The organism is Gardnerella sp. DNF01159, assembly GCF_049244215.1.
Classification (GTDB): domain Bacteria; phylum Actinomycetota; class Actinomycetes; order Actinomycetales; family Bifidobacteriaceae; genus Bifidobacterium; species Bifidobacterium swidsinskii.
This window is the reverse complement of record NZ_CP058387.1, coordinates 884,064-901,210: the sequence shown is the minus strand read 5'-3', so window position 1 is coordinate 901,210 and position 17,147 is coordinate 884,064. Positions and strand designations below refer to the sequence as shown.

Genomic DNA, 17,147 nt, shown 5'->3' with positions numbered 1-17,147 from the left:
GTGCCAAATATTGTACTTTATAATATTTGGCACTTTTTTATTATGCGTGTCGCCATGTGCTGCAAAAATTGAAAGGCTTGTGGACGCGCAAAGCGCCCGATATTTATCGGTATTCTGTATTAAGGAGATACGAATGGCTCAGGTCAGGAACTACAAGGAAGCAGGTTTTGCTTCTTTGTTTGAAGAGCTTAAGTGGCGTGGATTAATTTCACAATCTACTGATGAGCAGCAGCTTGCTCAAGCGCTTGACGGAGAACCATTAACGTATTATTGCGGTTACGATCCTACTGCTGCTTCATTGCATATTGGTAATCTTGTGCAGCTTATTAATATGCGTCACTTGCAGGCTGCAGGTCATCATCCTATTGCTTTAGTTGGTGGTGCTACTGGTTTGATTGGTGACCCTCGTCAAAGCGGAGAACGCACTCTTAATTCTAAGGATATTGTGGCTGGCTGGGCTGAACGCTTGCGTAAGCAGATTGGTCGAATCTTGCCTCTTGATGGTGAAAATCCTGTTCGTTTTGTCAGCAATTACGACTGGGTTTCTAAGATGTCTGCTATCGACTTTTTGCGCGATGTTGGTAAGAACTTCCGAGTTGGAACAATGCTTTCTAAGGATATTGTGGCTCGTCGCTTAAATTCCGATGAAGGTATTTCTTTTGCTGAGTTTAGTTATCAAGTTTTGCAAGGCAACGACTTCTTGTACTTGTTTGATAATTACAACGTAACTTTGCAACTTGGCGGTTCGGATCAGTGGGGTAATCTCACTTCCGGCATGGATTTGATTCGTAAGGTTCGTGGCACATCCGTAAACGTGTTTACTAGCCCGATTATTACAGATAATCAAGGTCGTAAGTTTGGTAAGTCAGAAGGTAACGCCATGTGGCTTGATCCTTCTATGCTTAGCCCTTATCGCTTCTACCAGTTCTGGTTCAATCAGCCTGATGATGAAGTTGTTAAGTTGCTTAAGGTGTTCACTTTCTTGCCAAAAGATGAAATTGAGCGTTTAGCTCAGCAAATTCAGGATGATCCTGGAAGTCGTGAAGCTCAGCGCGTGCTTGCGTGGGAAGTTACAAGTTTCGTTCACGGTGAAGATTTAACGAGCCAGGCTATTGAAGCTTCTTCCGCTTTGTTTGGACGTGGCGATCTTTGTAATATTGATGAGCAGACTCTTGAAGCTGCTTTAGATGGTGTTAAGGTTAAGGCTGAAGACGGTAGTTTAGATTTCGCTAAGGCTAAAGTTGCAGATCGTGTTGTTGAGGCTGCAGTTGCCGCTGGTCTGTTACGTACTGTTTCCGAAGCTCGTCGTGCTATTGAAGCAGGCGGTTTGTATCTGAATAATGAACGTGTAAGTGGTGTCGACGATGTGTTAAGTGAGGGCTCTTTCTTGCACGGTCGTTTCGTTTTGCTTCGCCGTGGCAAGAAAGCTATCGGTGCCGTAGAGCGCGCTTAATAAATGTTTGTGATGTATTAAAAAATACATCTGTTGTAAGCTTGCTGCTTGATGTATGCTATAGCTTGCTTCAGCAGATGTTTAGTTGTTTTATGAATATAATTAAAATGTGATTTTGTAATAAAATTGCACATAGATGAGAGGTATGCCAGAATGGGCGAAGAACGCGAACACTCGCGGAGTGGTAAGAAATCTTTTGGTGAACGTGGTGGATTTGGTCATCGCAATGGTGGTAAAAGTAGCGAGCGTCGCGGTGGTTTCCATAAGGATGGTTTCCATAAAGGCGGTTTTAAGAAGGGTGGTTTCCGCCGTAATGATGATGACCGTGAAGAGAGCTTCCACTCTGGCGTAAAGCGTGATGGTGATCGTCGTTTTAACCGTCATGACGATCGTAAAGATGACCGTCGCGGTGGTTTTAAGAAGAATGGTTTTAAGAAGGACGGATTCCGCTCAGAGAATCGCGATAATGATCGTCGCTTTGATCGTAACCGTCATTTTGATCGTATAGATGATCGTAAAGATGACCGTCGCTCTAGAGATTTTGAACATTCTGGTGAAGAAGGTGGCAACCCACGCTACAAGAAGTTTGATGGTGAACATCGTTTTGATCGTCGTGACGATCGCAGGGATAGTCGTCGTGAGAACCATCGCAATGGCGATTTCCATAAAGATTTCCATAAAGGCTCTAAGGGTGGCTTCCGTGATGACCGCAGAGACGATCGTCGCGATGAGCGCAGAGATAATGAGCGTCGTTTTGATCGTCGTGACGATCGCAGAGATGATCGTCACGCAAATTCGCGTAGTAACTTCCGCTTTGAAGATGGTCCACGCCGCAATTCTGACGGAACTGTTTCTTATCCATCTCAAAATCCTTATACAGCACGTCGCCCTGGTGAACCTAAGATGCCAAAAGGTTTGGAATGGGCAATGCTTTCTAAAGAAGATCGCGAGCGTTTGCGCGGTCTTTCAAAGGAACACGCTGAAAATATTGGTCTTCATATTCTTGCAGCTTATACTTTGCAAGAAGAAAATCCTGAACTTGCATTAGAACATGCAAAGTGGGCTGCTAAGCAAGCTTCTCGTATTGATTTTGCTCGCGAAACTTTAGCTTTTGTGGCCTATCGTCAGGGCGATTACAAGCTTGCTTCTAAGGAATTCCGCACTGCAATGCGAATGAATGGTTACCTTGATTATTTGCCATTTATTGCCGATTGCGAGCGCGGTATGGGCAATCTAGATAAGGCTTTAGAAATTTGCATGTCAGATGAAGCAAAAACCTTAAGGGGAGAAGTAAAAGCCGAAATGTTCCTCGTTTATGCAGGCGTTTTGGCTGATACTGGTCATGCTGATAAGGCTATTGAATTGGTTCATGCAATGGGTCGTTCAAAGGGTCTTCCTGGGGAGTATCGTATGCGTGCAGTTCAAGCAGAACAATACTTCTTGGAAGAAGCTGGTCGTAGTGACGAAGCAATTGAATTAGAGTCTTTGCTTGATAAGCTTGAGCAACAGTATGCTGATGTTGATGACGAAGATATAAATCCTGATGATATTGTTATCGACTATGATTTAGAGCATTTGAATGATGACATGATGGATGAAATTGGCATGAGTGAAGATGATGCTCAATTTGCTCCTGATGAAGAATCTGATGAATATGCTGATGAAGAATCTGAAGCAACTGAAGATTCTGAAGATTTAGAAGACTCAGAAGACTCAGAAGAGACAAGTAACTCTGAGAATGCGGATAATACGGATACAATCGAGATGAGTGCTGTTCACGCTGACGAAGAGTAGTTCGTAACATTTGAATATTTGCGCCCGGCTGCTTTTAAGTAAGCCGGGCACTTGCTGCTTTGAGAGTTGATATTTATAAAATATATTTGAAAAATTTGAATCTAAATTAAGTGCAGTGTTTAGCAAACTTAAATGAGGTATAGTATGCAAGTTGAAACGAAAAAGAATTTTTCTTCATGTAATCGTCCGTTAAGCGATGCATTTCGTTTAGCACTGCTTGATTTAGATGGTGTTGTATATCGTGGTGGAAATGCTGTTGAATATGCGTCTGATTCCATTTTGTTTGCGCAAAAAAATGGAATGGCAATTGAATATACAACTAATAATTCTTCGCGTTTCCAATCTGTTGTTGCAAAACAACTGGAAAGTTTTGGCTTAAAAGTAGAACCATGGCAGATTATAACGTCTTCTGTTGTTGCAGCAAGGATGGTAGCTCGCAATGTTGAGAAAGGATCTCAAGTTCTTGTTCTCGGCACTGAACATTTGCGTCAAGAAGTGCAACGCGTAGGATTACAACTCGTAGATTCGTGCGAAGATAATCCTAAAGCTGTTATTCAAGGCTGGTATCCTCAAATGACTTGGCAAGAAATGGCGGAAGTTTCTTTCGCTGTTGAGCATGGTGCAAAATATTTCGTTACTAACCGCGACTTAACTATTCCAAGAGAGCATGGTATTGCTCCTGGATGCGGTTCCATGATTCAAGCTGTTATTAATGCTACGGGTGTAGAGCCTATTTCGTCTGCTGGAAAACCAGAATCTGCAATGTATGATGAAGCAAGGTTTTTGGTTGCTGCTAATGCTAAGCATGATGATTCTGAATGTGAAGAATACACTGAAAAAGACGAGTATGGGAATCCTGTAATTAGTATTGAGCATTCATTAGCAGTTGGAGATCGTTTAGATACTGATATTGAGGCTGGAACAAGAGGAGGCTATGCTTCATTACTTGTTCTTACTGGAGTTACAGATCCTCGCATGCTTATGCTTGCGCCAAAACATTTGCGTCCAAGTTTTGTTTCTAAAGACTTGCGAGGATTAAACGAATCTCATAACGCTCCTGAACGCGTTAACGGTAGTACTTTTACTTGTGAAGATGCTATAGCAAGAGTTGTGAATAATAATATTATTGAAGTTAACAACACTAACGATTGCAATGCTTTAAGAGCTGCTTGTGCGCTGGCATGGAGCTTGCAAGATTGCGGTGAAAATATGGAAAATTATACTCTTCCGGAGTTTTCCTTATGACTGTGAATGAGGATTTAAGTAAACTTTCAAATAGCAATATTTCACAACGCTTAGATTGCGCTTTGGTTAGTCGTGGTTTAGCAGAAAGTAGGACAACTGCTCAGCGTTTAATTCATGCTGGCGTAGTGAGTGTTGACAATCGAAATATTACGAAATCCTCATTTTTAGTAAACAATTCACATACAATAACAATCGACGAATCAAAAAATACGCAATTTTGTATTAGATACGTTTCTCGTGGAGCACTTAAGTTAGAAGGTGCTTTCGAAGCGTTTTCTAAAAATGGTTTAACTACTTCCAAATCAACTAAAGCTCTAGATATAGGTGCATCAACGGGCGGTTTTTGCGACGTTCTTTTGCAAAGAGGTGTTCATTCTGTAATAGCTTTAGATGTTGGTCATGGTCAATTGCATCCAAAAATAGCTAACAATTCACATGTAATTGAAATGAGTGGCGTAAATATTCGAGATGTGTACGAAGAGAACTTGCCATATAAACCAAATCTTATAGTTTCGGATGTTTCTTTTATTTCTCTAACGCTTGTTATTCCAGTAATTTCTAGAATAGCTCAATTGCATGCAGATATTGTGCTTTTAGTTAAGCCGCAATTTGAAGTAGGAAAAGGAAACCTTGGAAAAGGTGGAATAGTAACTGACGAGACTTTAAGAATTAAAGCTTTAGAAACAATAAAAAGTTGTGCAAATCAAAACGGTCTAAAGGTTATCTCCTCTTGCGAATCTCCTATTGAAGGAACGCATGGCAATACGGAGTATCTTCTTTATGCACGTTACGAGAAATAAATTAATCATTGAATGTTTAGCATTTTTCAATATGTATCCTAACAATTATAATAGTAGTAGTTGTGTTTAAACAGTACGAAGGGGCTGCATATGCAGGAACATTTCGATACTAATTCCGCTTCGTCGGCTCGTCGTGCTCTTGTAGTTACTCACGCTAGAATCGATGTTCACAGTGATGTGGTAAATCAAGTCAAGACTCAACTTATTAAAGCTGGATTCGTTGTTGACATATTCAACAGTGCTTCTGTGTCTGATTTTGCTAAAAAAACTACTCGTATAGTTGATGAAAATACGGAAATAGTTGTGGTGCTTGGGGGAGATGGCACCATGCTTCAGGCTGCTGAGTTAGTGCATTGTACTACTGTTCCAATTATCGGCATAAATCTTGGTCATGTTGGTTTTTTGGCAGAATTTGAAAGTTTTCAAATTAATGATGCTATTCGTAGGATTGCAAACAAGGATTACACTATTGACAGGAGAATGGAAGCTCATGTAGATGTGTGGCTTCCTGGCGAAAGTAAGCCTTTAAGTGATTGGGCGTTGAACGATATAACTCTTGATCGCGAAGACAGAGGTCGAATGGTAGAACTTTCAATACGAGTAGACGATGTTGAAATGTCATCTTTTGGTTGCGATGGTGTAATAGTTTCAACTCCGACTGGTTCCACAGCTTACGCATTTTCAGCAGGTGGATCAATCATGTGGCCAAATGTAGAAGCGTTACAACTAGTGCCATTAGCTGCTCATGCTCTTTTTGCGCGTCCTCTAATTATTGGTGCCGGTTCTACTTTTACTATTGATATTCTTAATGAATCGTCTTCTGGAGGTTGGATTTGTTGCGACGGTAGAAGACAGCGCGCTCTTCCTCAAGGATCAAGGATTCAAGTTCGTCAATCAAAAGATGACCTATTATTAGCTAGACTTTCTGGTGCTCCTTTTACGAAGCGTTTAGTTACAAAATTTGATTTGCCAATAGTTGGATGGCGTGAGCACAATAATAATTCTTTAAACTGAATTATTTAAGTAGAAAATAATATTAAATATAGCATTTATAAAACGAGGTACAGCGTGCTTGAAGAGTTAGAAATACGTAATCTTGGGCCAATTTCACATGCGCTTATTACTCCTTCGTCTCACATGACAGCTATTACGGGCGAAACAGGCGCTGGAAAGTCAATGCTTTTAAGTGCTATCAAGCTTATTTCTGGATCCAAAGCAGAAGTTGCAAGGATTTCTCCAAATGCTAAAGAAGCATGGGTTCAAGGCATATTTAGTATCCCTAAAACAAGTGAATTAGTAGATGCTGTTGGAAAATCCGGTATTGAATTAGAGCCTTCAGAAAATGACGAAAATAAATCAGATATGTATGTTTCTAGAACAGTGCCGCAAGAAGGTCGTTCAAGAGCAACAATTTCTGGTTTCGCAGTACCAAAAACAGTTCTTGAACAAGTATGCTCTCGATTGATAGTGATTCATGGACAAAGTGACCAATTACGCATAGCAACAAATTCAAAACAACGCGAATTGCTTGATACTGTATCTAAAAATAGTGAATTACTTAAGCAATACGCATGTGCGTATCAAGCGTGGAAAGATGCTAAAGAAACATGTAATCGACTAGAAAATCAAGCGTCTTCTTCGCGGCAACGTGCAGATTACCTTAGAGAATCGTTAGCGAGAATACGAGATGTGAATCCGCTGCCTAATGAAGATAAGGAATTGCGTGCAAAAAGAGAAAGAATTGAGAATTCTGCTCAAATTGTTAAAGCAGTGAGCATTGCGCTCGCATCCCTTGATTCCAGTCAAATAGATTATGGTGCTTCAGAATCATCTGAAGATGCTTGTTTTCTTGTAGATAAAGCTTCTCAAGCATTACGAAATATTCGTGTAGATGATTCTTTCAATTCTATTGCAAATCAACTTGACGATATTCATGCTCAACTTGACGATATTGTAATGCAGCTTGCTCAACAGTTGGATATCGATGTAAGTGAAAAAGATTTAGATGATTTAAATTCTCGTATTCATGATCTTACTGATTTAACTCGTAGGTGGGGTCCAACATTAGATGACGTACTTGATTGGTCCGAAAAAGCTCAGTTTGAACTTGAAGATTTAGATGATTCTCCTGAAGCTATTGCCAAAGCGCGTGCTAAGTGTGCTCAACGATATGATGATGCTCTTAAACTTGCTGAAGAATTATATAAAACTCGTTTAAATGCAGCTCATGATTTTGGCACTTTAGTTAGTGAAGAATTACATTCTTTGGCTATGCCAGGTGCTCAATTAATTATCAGTGTAAATAGGCGTTGCGAAGATTTATCTGGTTCTATTCCGCTTGATTCTAACGGATGTGATGATGTAGAGTTTTTGTTCCGACCATTTCCTGCTTCTTCAGATTTGCCGATGAGTAAAAGTGCTTCTGGTGGTGAATTAAGTAGGCTTATGCTTGCAATTGAGCTTGTTGTTGCGAAGTTGACAGATTGCGACGAAGAAAATATTACATTTGTTTTCGACGAAGTAGATTCTGGTGTTGGTGGTGTTGCGGCAGTAGAACTCGGTAAACGTTTGGCTCAACTTTCTCAACATGCTCAAGTTATTGTTGTTACTCATTTAGCTCAGGTTGCTTCTTTTGCAGATGCACAATTTGCAGTACAAAAAAATCTTGTTGAGAATAGCGAGAATAGTTCTTCTGCTATAGTTGCGGATACTTCTGTTATTGAGCTTAATGATTTGATGCGTGAACAAGAGATTGCTAGGATGCTTGATGGAAGTGAATCAAAAACTTCATTAGGACATGCTCGTGAGCTATTGAATGCAAGTAGGAAGATCATTGATGGATTTACAAAATAATTCGTCTATTGTTGCAGCGATTTTTGATTTTGACGGCACATTACTTGATTCTTTAAGCGTTTGGGATGATATTGATCGAGTAAGTTTTGCGAAACGTGGTATGAGCGTTCCCTCAATCTTTGCTAGTACAACTGCAACAATGAATCCTAGACAAATTGCAGAATATGTTATTAAAAATTACGGATTTACTGATGCTCCTGAAGCTTTGATGAAGGAGTGGTCAGATATGGCTTTTGACGCTTATGCTAATCATCTTCCGCTAAGAAAAGGCGCGTATGAATATGTGCATTATTTGCGTTCTAATGGTATAAAGCTTTTTCTTGTTACAACTCTTTCTAAACGCTTGTGTATTCCAGCTTTAAAAAGAGTTGGCATTTTTGATTGTTTTGATTTTATTCATTTTGGAGAAGATTTATCTGAAAAAGGTAAGCATAGTCCTAAAACTTATATCGATATTGCTAATCAACTTAAAGTAGATCCAGCTAAATGTGTAGTTTTTGAAGATTCTGCTACAGCTTTATGTTCAGCTCAGCAAGCTGGTATGCAAACATGTGGGGTAGTTGATAATTCAAACGTAAAAATTGATTTAGACTCGTCGTTTAATAAATGCTTAGCAGTATTTTCTGATTTTTCTTTCGCTCCAAGAATCAGCGATATAAGTTGAAAATATGCTATTGGTTGAGTTGATGAGGTTTCACATACCCCGGGTTTTGTCGCATACACAAGTGCATGCGGATGGCCATCCATCTCGATTTGACGTTACCGCCAAACTCTAGCAGTCTACCCGAAGACTTGAGCGAGCAGCTCTAAAGCGTCTTCTGCTTGACCTTGCTCCCAATGAGGCTTGCCATGCGGCTTACTGTTACCAGAAGTCCGGTGGTCTCTTACACCGCCGTTTCACCCTTACCCGAACGAAACGTTCAGGCGGTCTATTCTCTGTTGCGCTATCTCTCAGGTCGCCCTGGGCGGACGTTATCCGCCATTGTGCTCTGTGGAGCCCGGAAGTTCCTCAGCCACTCCGAATGAACATTGTGACCGCGGCCATCGTGAAACCTCAACCTTCCCAATTATAGCAGATGATATTAATATCGTAAAAAATTCGTTATTTTATAAGAAATTCCGTAATAAACGTTAATTTTTTTATTTTAATTTAATAAATTGCTAGGTTTGTATGGATTTAGCAGATATAATAGAAGAACCGACGGCATCGTGGCAGTCGGGTTGTACAAATCGAACTTAAGGTTCGAGTCTATATGGGGAGGTTTCGCATGGAAATCGTCATTACTGGTCGTCATACGCAGATTAATCAAAGGTTCCGTGACGTTGTAGAAAGTAAGATGAATCGTGTGACCGCCATTGCACCTGATGCGCAGCGCGTGCAAATCGTGTTGACTCATGAAGGCAATCCAAGGCAGGCTGACACAGCAAAGCGAGTTGAAATTACTGTTGTTGCAGGAAGCACTGTGATTCGCGCAGAAGCTTCTAGCACTGATCAATTTAGTGCATTAGATATGGCGCTTGATAAGTTGACGCTTCGTTTGCGTCGTACTCGCGATCGTCGTAAGGATCATCGCCGTGGATATACGGAAATGACTCCTGTAGATATGGGTGCTGTAGAGCCTGAAATTGAGACTACTGTTGAAGAGCCAGAAGAAAATGAGGTTAATAGCGCAGATGCCGCTGTTGCTTCCGATTTAGGTCCTGGTGAATCTGTGGAAGTAAGTGTTGGCGACACTCCTATTGTGATTCGTCGTAAGCTACATATTGCAGAGCCTATGAGCATAGATGAGGCTTTGTATGAGATGGAGCTTATTGGACATGATTTCTTCCTGTTTGTAAACAAAGAAACTATGAGACCATCTGTAGTATATCGCAGACATGGTTGGAGCTATGGCGTGTTTGAAATTGATACACCTGAAAATGTTGCTAAGCAAAAGTAATGGTTAAAAAACACGTCTAAAATGCGCGAATAAGTGCGTATGCCCGTCTAGCACAATGTTGGGCGGGCATTTTTATGTAGTAATCAGACTCGCTAACTTATAAAAATCGTAGCCGTCGCGTAATATGGGCACAGTTTACGTCTATGTTGGCTAGGCCGTCGTCATAGACATGACCTAAGGGAGCAAAACGTGGTAGATATCGTCGATAAAGCCTTGCGTATGGGTGAAGGCCGTCAATTGAAGCGCCTTGAGAATGTAGCAAAGGCTGTGAATGCGTTGGAAGATGAAATTTCCGCGCTTTCCGATGAAGAATTGAAGGGTCAAACTGCTAAATTCAAGCAGCGTTTAGACAATGGTGCAAAGCTTGATGATTTGATGCCTGAAGCCTTCGCTACTGTGCGAGAGGTTTCAAAGCGTACGCTTGGCCAGCGTCATTTCGATGTGCAGCTTATGGGTGGCGCTGCATTGCATTGGGGCAATATTGCAGAAATGAAAACTGGTGAAGGTAAAACATTGGTTGCTACTTTGCCAAGCTATCTGAATGCTTTGGAAGGCAAAGGTGTGCACGTTGTCACAGTCAACGATTACCTTGCTAGCTACCAGAGCGAGCTTATGGGTCGTATTTATAGATTCCTTGGCATGAGTGTTGGATGCATTATTACAGACCAGCAGCCGCCAGAGCGTCGTAAGCAATACAATGCTGATATTACTTACGGTACAAATAATGAGTTTGGCTTCGATTACTTGCGTGATAACATGGCGTGGGAAAAGAGCGAGCTTGTGCAGCGCGGTCATCACTATGCAATTGTCGATGAGGTCGATTCCATTCTTATCGATGAGGCTCGTACGCCACTTATTATTTCAGGTCCTGCTGAAGGTGATGTAACTCATTGGTATCGTGAATTTGCAAAGCTTGTTTTGAAGCTTACTCGCGATGTTGATTACGAGATTGATGAAAAGAAGAAAACCGCAGGTATTCTTGATCCTGGCATCGCAAAAATTGAGGATTACTTGGGCATCGATAACCTTTATGAGCCAAGCAATACAGCTCTTATTGGTTATTTGAATAACGCTTTGAAAGCTAAGGAGCTTTTCCTTCTAGATCGTGACTATGTTGTTACAAACGGCGAAGTTTTGATTGTCGATGAGCATACTGGTCGTGTTCTTCCAGGTCGTCGTTATAGCGAGGGCTTGCATCAAGCAATTGAAGCTAAGGAAAACGTGGAAGTCAAGGCAGAAAATCAGACTTTTGCTACTATTACTTTGCAAAACTACTTCCGCATGTACGACAAGATTGCTGGTATGACTGGTACTGCTGAGACTGAAGCTGCAGAGTTCATGGGAACTTACAAGCTTGGTGTTCTTCCAATCCCTTCCAACCGTCCAGTAATTCGTAAAGATAAGGACGATTTGATCTTCCGCACAAAGAAAGAAAAGCTTACTGCTATTGTGCGAGATGTTGCTGAGCGCCATGCAAAGGGTCAGCCTGTGTTGCTTGGTACAGCTTCTGTTGAATCTTCTGAGATTCTTTCTTCGCTTCTTGACGTTGCTCGCATTCCTCACCAGGTTTTGAATGCTAAGCAGAATGCTAAGGAAGCTGCTGTTGTTGCTGTTGCAGGTCGTAAGGGTGCTGTAACTGTTGCTACTAACATGGCAGGTCGTGGTACCGATATTATGCTTGGCGGCAATGTTGAGTTCCTTGCAGATGCTAAGTTGAAGGCTGAAGGATATTCTCCAGACGATACTCCTGAAGAGTATGAGAAGCGTTGGCCAGGCGTTTTAGCTGAAGTTAAAGAGCAAGTTAAGGACGAGCACGAAGAAGTTAAGAATCTTGGTGGCTTGTATGTACTTGGTACTGAGCGTCACGAATCTCGTCGTATTGATAACCAGCTTCGAGGTCGTTCTGGCCGTCAGGGTGATCCTGGCGAGTCCCGCTTCTACTTAAGCTTGGAAGATGATTTGATGCGCCTGTTCAACACTCAGCTTGTTGCTCGTGTTATGGCTAAGGGATTGCCAGAAGGCGAACCAATTGAGTCTAAGTACGTTTCTAACGGTGTACGCACGGCACAGAAGACTGTTGAAGCTCGTAACTTTGAAATGCGTAAGAACGTTTTGAAGTATGACGATGTTATGAATAAGCAGCGTACTGTGATTTATGCAGAGCGTCAGATGGTTCTTAAGGGTGAAGATATTCACGAGGACATCTTGAAGTTCATCAGTGACACCGTAGAAAGTTATGTGCGTGGCGCAATGAACGGTTCTGATAAGCCAAAGAATTGGGATTTGGACGGCTTAAAAGATGCTCTTAACTCTGTAATGCCTGTACTTCTTGATTGGGATCAGGTGCGTGAAACGATTATCAATCTTAAGGGCGAAAAAGCTGTTTCTGCTTTGCGTGATTTGATTGTCGACAGTGTAGTAAAGGTTTACTCTCTCATCGAAGATCGTCTCGGCGCTGATCCACTTCGTCAAATTGAACGTCGCGTTGTTCTTTCTGTTCTCGATCGCAAGTGGCGTGAACATCTTTATGAGATGGATTATTTGAAGGATGGTATTGGTCTGCGTGGTATGGGTCAGCGTGATCCGCTCGTTGAATATCAGCGTGAAGGCTACCAGATGTACAATTCGATGATTGAGGCAATTAAGGAAGAAAGCATTCAGCTTCTATTCCACATTGATATCAATCAGATTGCTTCTACTGAAGATATTTCTTCTGACGATGAGCTTGATGAAGATGTTGCACAAGCTTCGTCTGAGGTAGATGCTGAAGATCAGGCTGCTGGTATTGTTGGTCCTGCACCTTTGAGTCATGCTGAGGGAGATGTTCCGTTGAGCATGCGACCAAAGAATGAAGAATGGAAGACTCCATGGTCTGATGGTCGTACATTCCCAGGAACAAATAAGAATGAAGAGTGCCCATGTGGTTCTGGTCGTAAGTACAAGCTTTGCCATGGTCAAAACGAATCTGAAAATGAAGCTGAGTAACTTGAAAGCTGCTAAGTAAAATAAATAAAAGGCGGTGTGATTATAATCATGCCGCCTTTTTATTATATTCGATTGATTATTAGCTATACTCGAGCACCATCTCCATAATCGCTGTAATCTTCTTTATACGGATCAGGTTTTTTGCGATTCATAAGTAATCCTGCTCCACTAAGTAGCATTAATAGGCCGCATATAATACCAACAATGCTTGCTATAGCAGGAATAAAAGCACTTACAATAACACCGAAGATACCTATAACAAATAGAATCCACAAAACTACATTAACTAAATATACGTTATAAAATCGTGGATTTGGGGGCACAAAATCATCTCCATAGTCTTCCATAGTCTTATCTAAATCAAGCCAACTTGTGCGTGTATTATCACGAGGACCTTTAGCAGTTATGATCGTGTGAGGGTCTTGCATTCTAGTAGGAATAATATAGGATTTATGGCTGCTTAGATTTTTTAAGCTAAATTTATTTTTTATAGCATTTTTTTGATTTTTAGAATTATTATCGCTTGCTATACTGTTGCGTTCTTTCTTTTTTTCTTCTTTCTGAGCATGCTTTTCAAAGCTTTTTGCGCTATGTGAATTAGCAATATCATTCATATCGTCAGAATGCTCTGCAATAAAAGATGACCAATCATCATCAAAATTTCTATTGTTTTGTTTTTGATTATTCTTTAATGATTCTGACGTTAACTCGTCATCACGGCGAGGGTCGTTGGTATTCTTAGAAGAAGTCATGAACTATACTGTAGCAAGTCTTCCTGATTCTATGCTTAAAATGTTCGAAATTGGACTTGCAAGAAAGGATATGGTATGTTGTACTGGTTCTTCGTGAAGGGACTTGGGGGTATTGCCCGCATGAGGATTCATCCATCAGCGCAAGGTGTTAAAAATGTTCCTAAAAAGGGTGGAGCTATTATTGCTGCAAATCATCTTGCTGTTATTGATGACGCGCTTCTGCCATTGACTTGTCCTCGTATGATCCACTTTATGGGTAAAGCAGAATATTTTGAAGGCAAAGGTTTAAAGGGTCGTTTTAAGAAGTGGTGGTTTACTTCTGTGGGCGTTTTCCCTGTAGATCGTTCTGGAGGCGCAAAATCTCTTGGCGCTTTGAATCATGCTCGTGAAATATTAGAAAAAGGTCAGCTTTTTGGCATTCATATTGAAGGCACAAGAAGCCCAGACGGTCGTTTATATCGTGGTCATACTGGTGCTGCACGTCTTGCTCTTGAAACAGGTTGCCCGATTATACCTGTTGCAATTATTGGAACTAGAGAATTACAAGTGCATGGTCAAGTTATTCCAGCAAAAGGCAAGACTAAGGCGATTTATGGCGAGCCTATTCAAGTAGAGCGTGTTCGTGACGAAAGTGAGATCACTCACGAGCGTTTACGCGAAATTACAGATAAAGTAACTAAGTCTATTCAGCAAATGAGTGGTCAAGAATATGTTGATGAATATGCTCAAACCGTAAAAGAACGTATGCGTCAAAAACGTGAAGAAAGTAACGAAAATAAGTAAAATATAATGCTGATTCTCATGCTATTAGATTAACATTTTATATATTTAAATTTTATTTATGTTCAAATATGTAAGCGGCGAAAGTTATTGAGCTTCCGCCGCTTACATAATACTTAAGACACGCTTATATTACTGTAAGAGTAATAATAGAAGGATTTCCATTAGAATCCTTCAATGGCACTTCGCTTCCAGCTCCAGGGGATTGGAAGCGCACTACGTGCATTAAATCACCAAGTGGAGCAGAAATACGAACTTTAAGCCCTAGACTTTCAATAATCCTTCTAGCTTCATCACTGCTCTTTCCGCAAACGTTTGGCAATGTAACAGTTTTTGGACCTTTTGAAACAACAACTTTAACGCTATCGCCCCAATGTAAGTCAGAACCAGCTTCAACAGAAGCTCGGATAATCTTACCCTTTGCTACAGTATCGCTATTTTCTTCTTCGTACTTTACATCCAGCTTAGCGTCAGTCAAAGCTAAGTCAGCTTCACTCTTTGCCTTCCCAACAATATCTGGCATTTGTACAGGCTTAGGTCCCTTAGAAAGTAAAATACTTACTTCTTCGTTATGGTTCATGCGCGTGCCAGGTTTAGGGCTAATATCAATTAAGCTGCCAGCTGGTATATCTATAGAATACGTATCTCCTGACTTATCGTGAATAATGTTAGTAAAGCCTGCTTTACGCAATGTTTTCAAAGGATTTTTGCCATTGTAAGTCTTTGGATCTGTAATATCGTCCGGGATTGTAGCCTTACGAATTCCACGCGAAATTACAACATTAAGAGTGCTATTATTGTGCTTTTGAATATGGCTTCCGACAACATCAGGATTTGTTGAAACTACTTTTCCTTCTGGCACATCGTCACTATAATCTTTTGAAACTGTGTAAGGAATTCCAGCAACTTTAAGCGTGTGCTCATATCGTTGCCAATTGACATCAGTTATTTTGCAAGATGCATAATTGTTGCATTGAAGGTCGTCAGGCTTAGGTAGCGTCCAATAACTGCCAGGACCTAAGAAATACCAAAAACCACCAATAGCAGCAATTGCTAATACTCCAGCTGTACTTAAACCTGCAATAATGAAAACACGCTTTTTAGAAGAGCGGTTAGACTTGTTTCCTAAGTCCTTTTCTGTATATGACAGGCCCAATGGTTTTGTTGCATTTAATTTGTTGTTAAAATTGCGAGAGCTAATAGCAATTGTTGGCATATTGCTATCGTCAAATTCTTCTAAAGGATTATCTTGCGAATTGTATGACACATCTTCTGCATTAGTAGTATGCCATTGCATAGCTTGTGTTTTTTGAAGATTATTCGCATCGAAAGCACTGTCGGACTTTGCTAGTGAATTGTCTATTGCTACATTATTGACTTCAGGATTATGTAGATCATTATTTTTGTGTGAATCGAGTTCACTTACAGAATTATTTCTAGGTATTGCAACAGTTTCGTCTGTAGCATTTTGCAATAAAGAGTTGGAATTAGCAGAAAAATTAGAGCCTGAAGTATTTATTGCTCGTGTAGCATCTGAGTCATTATTAGGATTCAATTTGTCCGAATAATTTGCTTCAGGGGAAACAAGCAAATTATTAATAGGAGAAAAGTCTGTTTCTTCTGAAAACTCTTGTGGTTCTTCTGCTTTGTATTGCCAATCTTCAGAGTTTAATTGTGTAGAAAGTGCACGTAATTTTGCTAATGCTTCACTTGCATCTTTAGGTCGTTCGTTCATGTCGCGAGCAGTGAGGTTTGCTATGAATTGTGCAACTTTTTCGCTAATTCCAGGGCAAGCTGTAGCAATTGAAGGAGTGTTTTCATGCACATGCTTGAAAACAAGCGTAACAGGATTATCTGCAGTAAAAGGCACTCTTCCTGCAAGCATTTCCCAAGCCATCATGCCTGCTGAATACAAATCACCTTGAGGAGTTGCAAGATTATGCTCAATAAGTTCAGGAGCAAGATAAGCTGCTGTGCCAAGAAGTAATCCTGTAGAAGATAGTGTTGCTTGCGAAATTGCTCTAGCTAAACCGAAATCAGTAATTTGAACATGACCTCGATCGTTAATTAAAATATTTTCCGGCTTAATATCTCTATGTACAACTCCAGCATTATGTGCAGAAGCGAGACCATCCAAAGTTTCTGCAAGTAGACGCAGCGTATCTCGCGCACTGAATGTGCCTTGCATATTCATTTCATAACGCAAATTAACGCCATGAACATATTCCATTACGAGATAATCGAGCCCGTCATATTCGCCTGTATCATAAACTTGTACAATATGTGGATTTGCAATTGCTGCAGCAGAAGTTGCTTCTCTGCGGAATCTAGCAATAAATTGCTGGCGATGCACCCCTTGAGCAAGTTGAGTGTGCATGATTTTAATTGCTACAGGTCTATCAAGGCGTTCATCTTCTGCTTGATACACAGTAGCCATGCCACCCTGAGCTATTTTGCGCACAATGCGATAGCGATTTTCAATGCGCATACCTGGCTGCGCCTGCGTAGCTTCATCCATTGTCACAATCCTTATACGCGTAAAACC

At 40.8% G+C, this 17,147-nt stretch carries 12 protein-coding genes and 1 other RNA gene; 10 read left to right on the top strand and 3 right to left on the bottom strand.

Annotated features, from left to right (window positions below; all coding sequences use genetic code 11):
• The first annotated feature begins 133 nt into the window (after positions 1-133).
• The 7 genes from tyrS to HXT39_RS03530 all read left to right on the top strand — a co-directional run bounded on the left by tyrS (position 134) and on the right by HXT39_RS03530 (position 8,809).
• On the top strand, positions 134-1,453 hold the full coding sequence (tyrS, locus tag HXT39_RS03560; RefSeq protein WP_103014004.1) for a tyrosine--tRNA ligase: 1,320 nt from the start codon (positions 134-136) through the stop codon (positions 1,451-1,453).
• 153 nt (positions 1,454-1,606) lie between these two features.
• On the top strand, positions 1,607-3,247 hold the full coding sequence (locus tag HXT39_RS03555; RefSeq protein ID WP_103014005.1) for a hypothetical protein: 1,641 nt from the start codon (positions 1,607-1,609) through the stop codon (positions 3,245-3,247).
• A gap of 144 nt (positions 3,248-3,391) precedes the next feature.
• On the top strand, positions 3,392-4,492 hold the full coding sequence (locus HXT39_RS03550) for an HAD-IIA family hydrolase (protein ID WP_103014006.1): 1,101 nt from the start codon (positions 3,392-3,394) through the stop codon (positions 4,490-4,492).
• The gene (locus tag HXT39_RS03545; protein ID WP_102703055.1) at positions 4,489-5,292 is read left to right on the top strand and encodes a TlyA family RNA methyltransferase; all 804 of its coding nucleotides are present in this window, start codon (positions 4,489-4,491) and stop codon (positions 5,290-5,292) included. Before HXT39_RS03550 ends, HXT39_RS03545 begins: the two co-directional genes overlap by 4 nt.
• A 90-nt stretch (positions 5,293-5,382) precedes the next feature.
• Entirely contained in the window at positions 5,383-6,306 is a 924-nt protein-coding gene (locus HXT39_RS03540) for an NAD kinase (protein ID WP_102703056.1), read from the top strand.
• Between the two features lie 54 nt (positions 6,307-6,360).
• Complete coding sequence (recN, locus tag HXT39_RS03535; RefSeq protein ID WP_103014007.1) at positions 6,361-8,145, top strand: DNA repair protein RecN; 1,785 nt, start codon at positions 6,361-6,363, stop codon at positions 8,143-8,145.
• A complete protein-coding gene (locus tag HXT39_RS03530) occupies positions 8,129-8,809 on the top strand; it encodes an HAD family hydrolase (protein WP_103014008.1) in 681 nt (226 codons plus the stop codon). Before recN ends, HXT39_RS03530 begins: the two co-directional genes overlap by 17 nt.
• Positions 8,810-8,828: 19 nt before the next feature.
• On the opposite strand, the gene rnpB is transcribed toward HXT39_RS03530, so the two are convergent.
• Positions 8,829-9,202: RNase P RNA component class A (gene rnpB, locus HXT39_RS03525), an RNA gene on the bottom strand.
• A 211-nt stretch (positions 9,203-9,413) separates the two neighbouring features.
• Between rnpB and hpf the strand changes: the two genes are divergently transcribed.
• Positions 9,414-10,085: a ribosome hibernation-promoting factor, HPF/YfiA family gene (gene hpf, locus HXT39_RS03520; protein WP_004106803.1), complete on the top strand. Its 672-nt coding sequence runs from the start codon at positions 9,414-9,416 to the stop codon at positions 10,083-10,085.
• Positions 10,086-10,274: 189 nt separating this feature from the next.
• The gene (gene secA, locus HXT39_RS03515) at positions 10,275-13,070 is read left to right on the top strand and encodes a preprotein translocase subunit SecA (RefSeq protein WP_103014009.1); all 2,796 of its coding nucleotides are present in this window, start codon (positions 10,275-10,277) and stop codon (positions 13,068-13,070) included.
• A gap of 83 nt (positions 13,071-13,153) precedes the next feature.
• Here secA and HXT39_RS03510 read toward each other — a convergent pair whose 3' ends face one another.
• Complete coding sequence (locus tag HXT39_RS03510; RefSeq protein ID WP_103014010.1) at positions 13,154-13,822, bottom strand: hypothetical protein; 669 nt, start codon at positions 13,820-13,822, stop codon at positions 13,154-13,156.
• A 75-nt stretch (positions 13,823-13,897) separates the two neighbouring features.
• On the opposite strand from HXT39_RS03510, the gene HXT39_RS03505 reads away from it, so the two are divergent.
• Positions 13,898-14,605, top strand: coding sequence for a lysophospholipid acyltransferase family protein (locus HXT39_RS03505; protein WP_032842512.1), 708 nt, complete (start codon positions 13,898-13,900; stop codon positions 14,603-14,605).
• A 124-nt stretch (positions 14,606-14,729) separates the two neighbouring features.
• Here HXT39_RS03505 and HXT39_RS03500 read toward each other — a convergent pair whose 3' ends face one another.
• Positions 14,730-17,120 (bottom strand): Stk1 family PASTA domain-containing Ser/Thr kinase, encoded by a 2,391-nt coding sequence (locus HXT39_RS03500; protein WP_103014011.1) that lies wholly within the window; start codon positions 17,118-17,120, stop codon positions 14,730-14,732.
• Positions 17,121-17,147 lie beyond the last annotated feature (27 nt).

Coding starts and splice junctions, on each gene's coding strand:
- HXT39_RS03545 (WP_102703055.1), top strand. CDS start 4,489: ATGACTGTGAATGAGGATTTAAGTAAACTTTCAAATAGCAATATTTCA.
- HXT39_RS03555 (WP_103014005.1), top strand. CDS start 1,607: ATGGGCGAAGAACGCGAACACTCGCGGAGTGGTAAGAAATCTTTTGGT.
- HXT39_RS03510 (WP_103014010.1), bottom strand. CDS start 13,822: ATGACTTCTTCTAAGAATACCAACGACCCTCGCCGTGATGACGAGTTA.
- HXT39_RS03530 (WP_103014008.1), top strand. CDS start 8,129: ATGGATTTACAAAATAATTCGTCTATTGTTGCAGCGATTTTTGATTTT.
- HXT39_RS03540 (WP_102703056.1), top strand. CDS start 5,383: ATGCAGGAACATTTCGATACTAATTCCGCTTCGTCGGCTCGTCGTGCT.
- tyrS (WP_103014004.1), top strand. CDS start 134: ATGGCTCAGGTCAGGAACTACAAGGAAGCAGGTTTTGCTTCTTTGTTT.
- hpf (WP_004106803.1), top strand. CDS start 9,414: ATGGAAATCGTCATTACTGGTCGTCATACGCAGATTAATCAAAGGTTC.
- HXT39_RS03550 (WP_103014006.1), top strand. CDS start 3,392: ATGCAAGTTGAAACGAAAAAGAATTTTTCTTCATGTAATCGTCCGTTA.
- HXT39_RS03500 (WP_103014011.1), bottom strand. CDS start 17,120: ATGGATGAAGCTACGCAGGCGCAGCCAGGTATGCGCATTGAAAATCGC.
- HXT39_RS03505 (WP_032842512.1), top strand. CDS start 13,898: ATGTTGTACTGGTTCTTCGTGAAGGGACTTGGGGGTATTGCCCGCATG.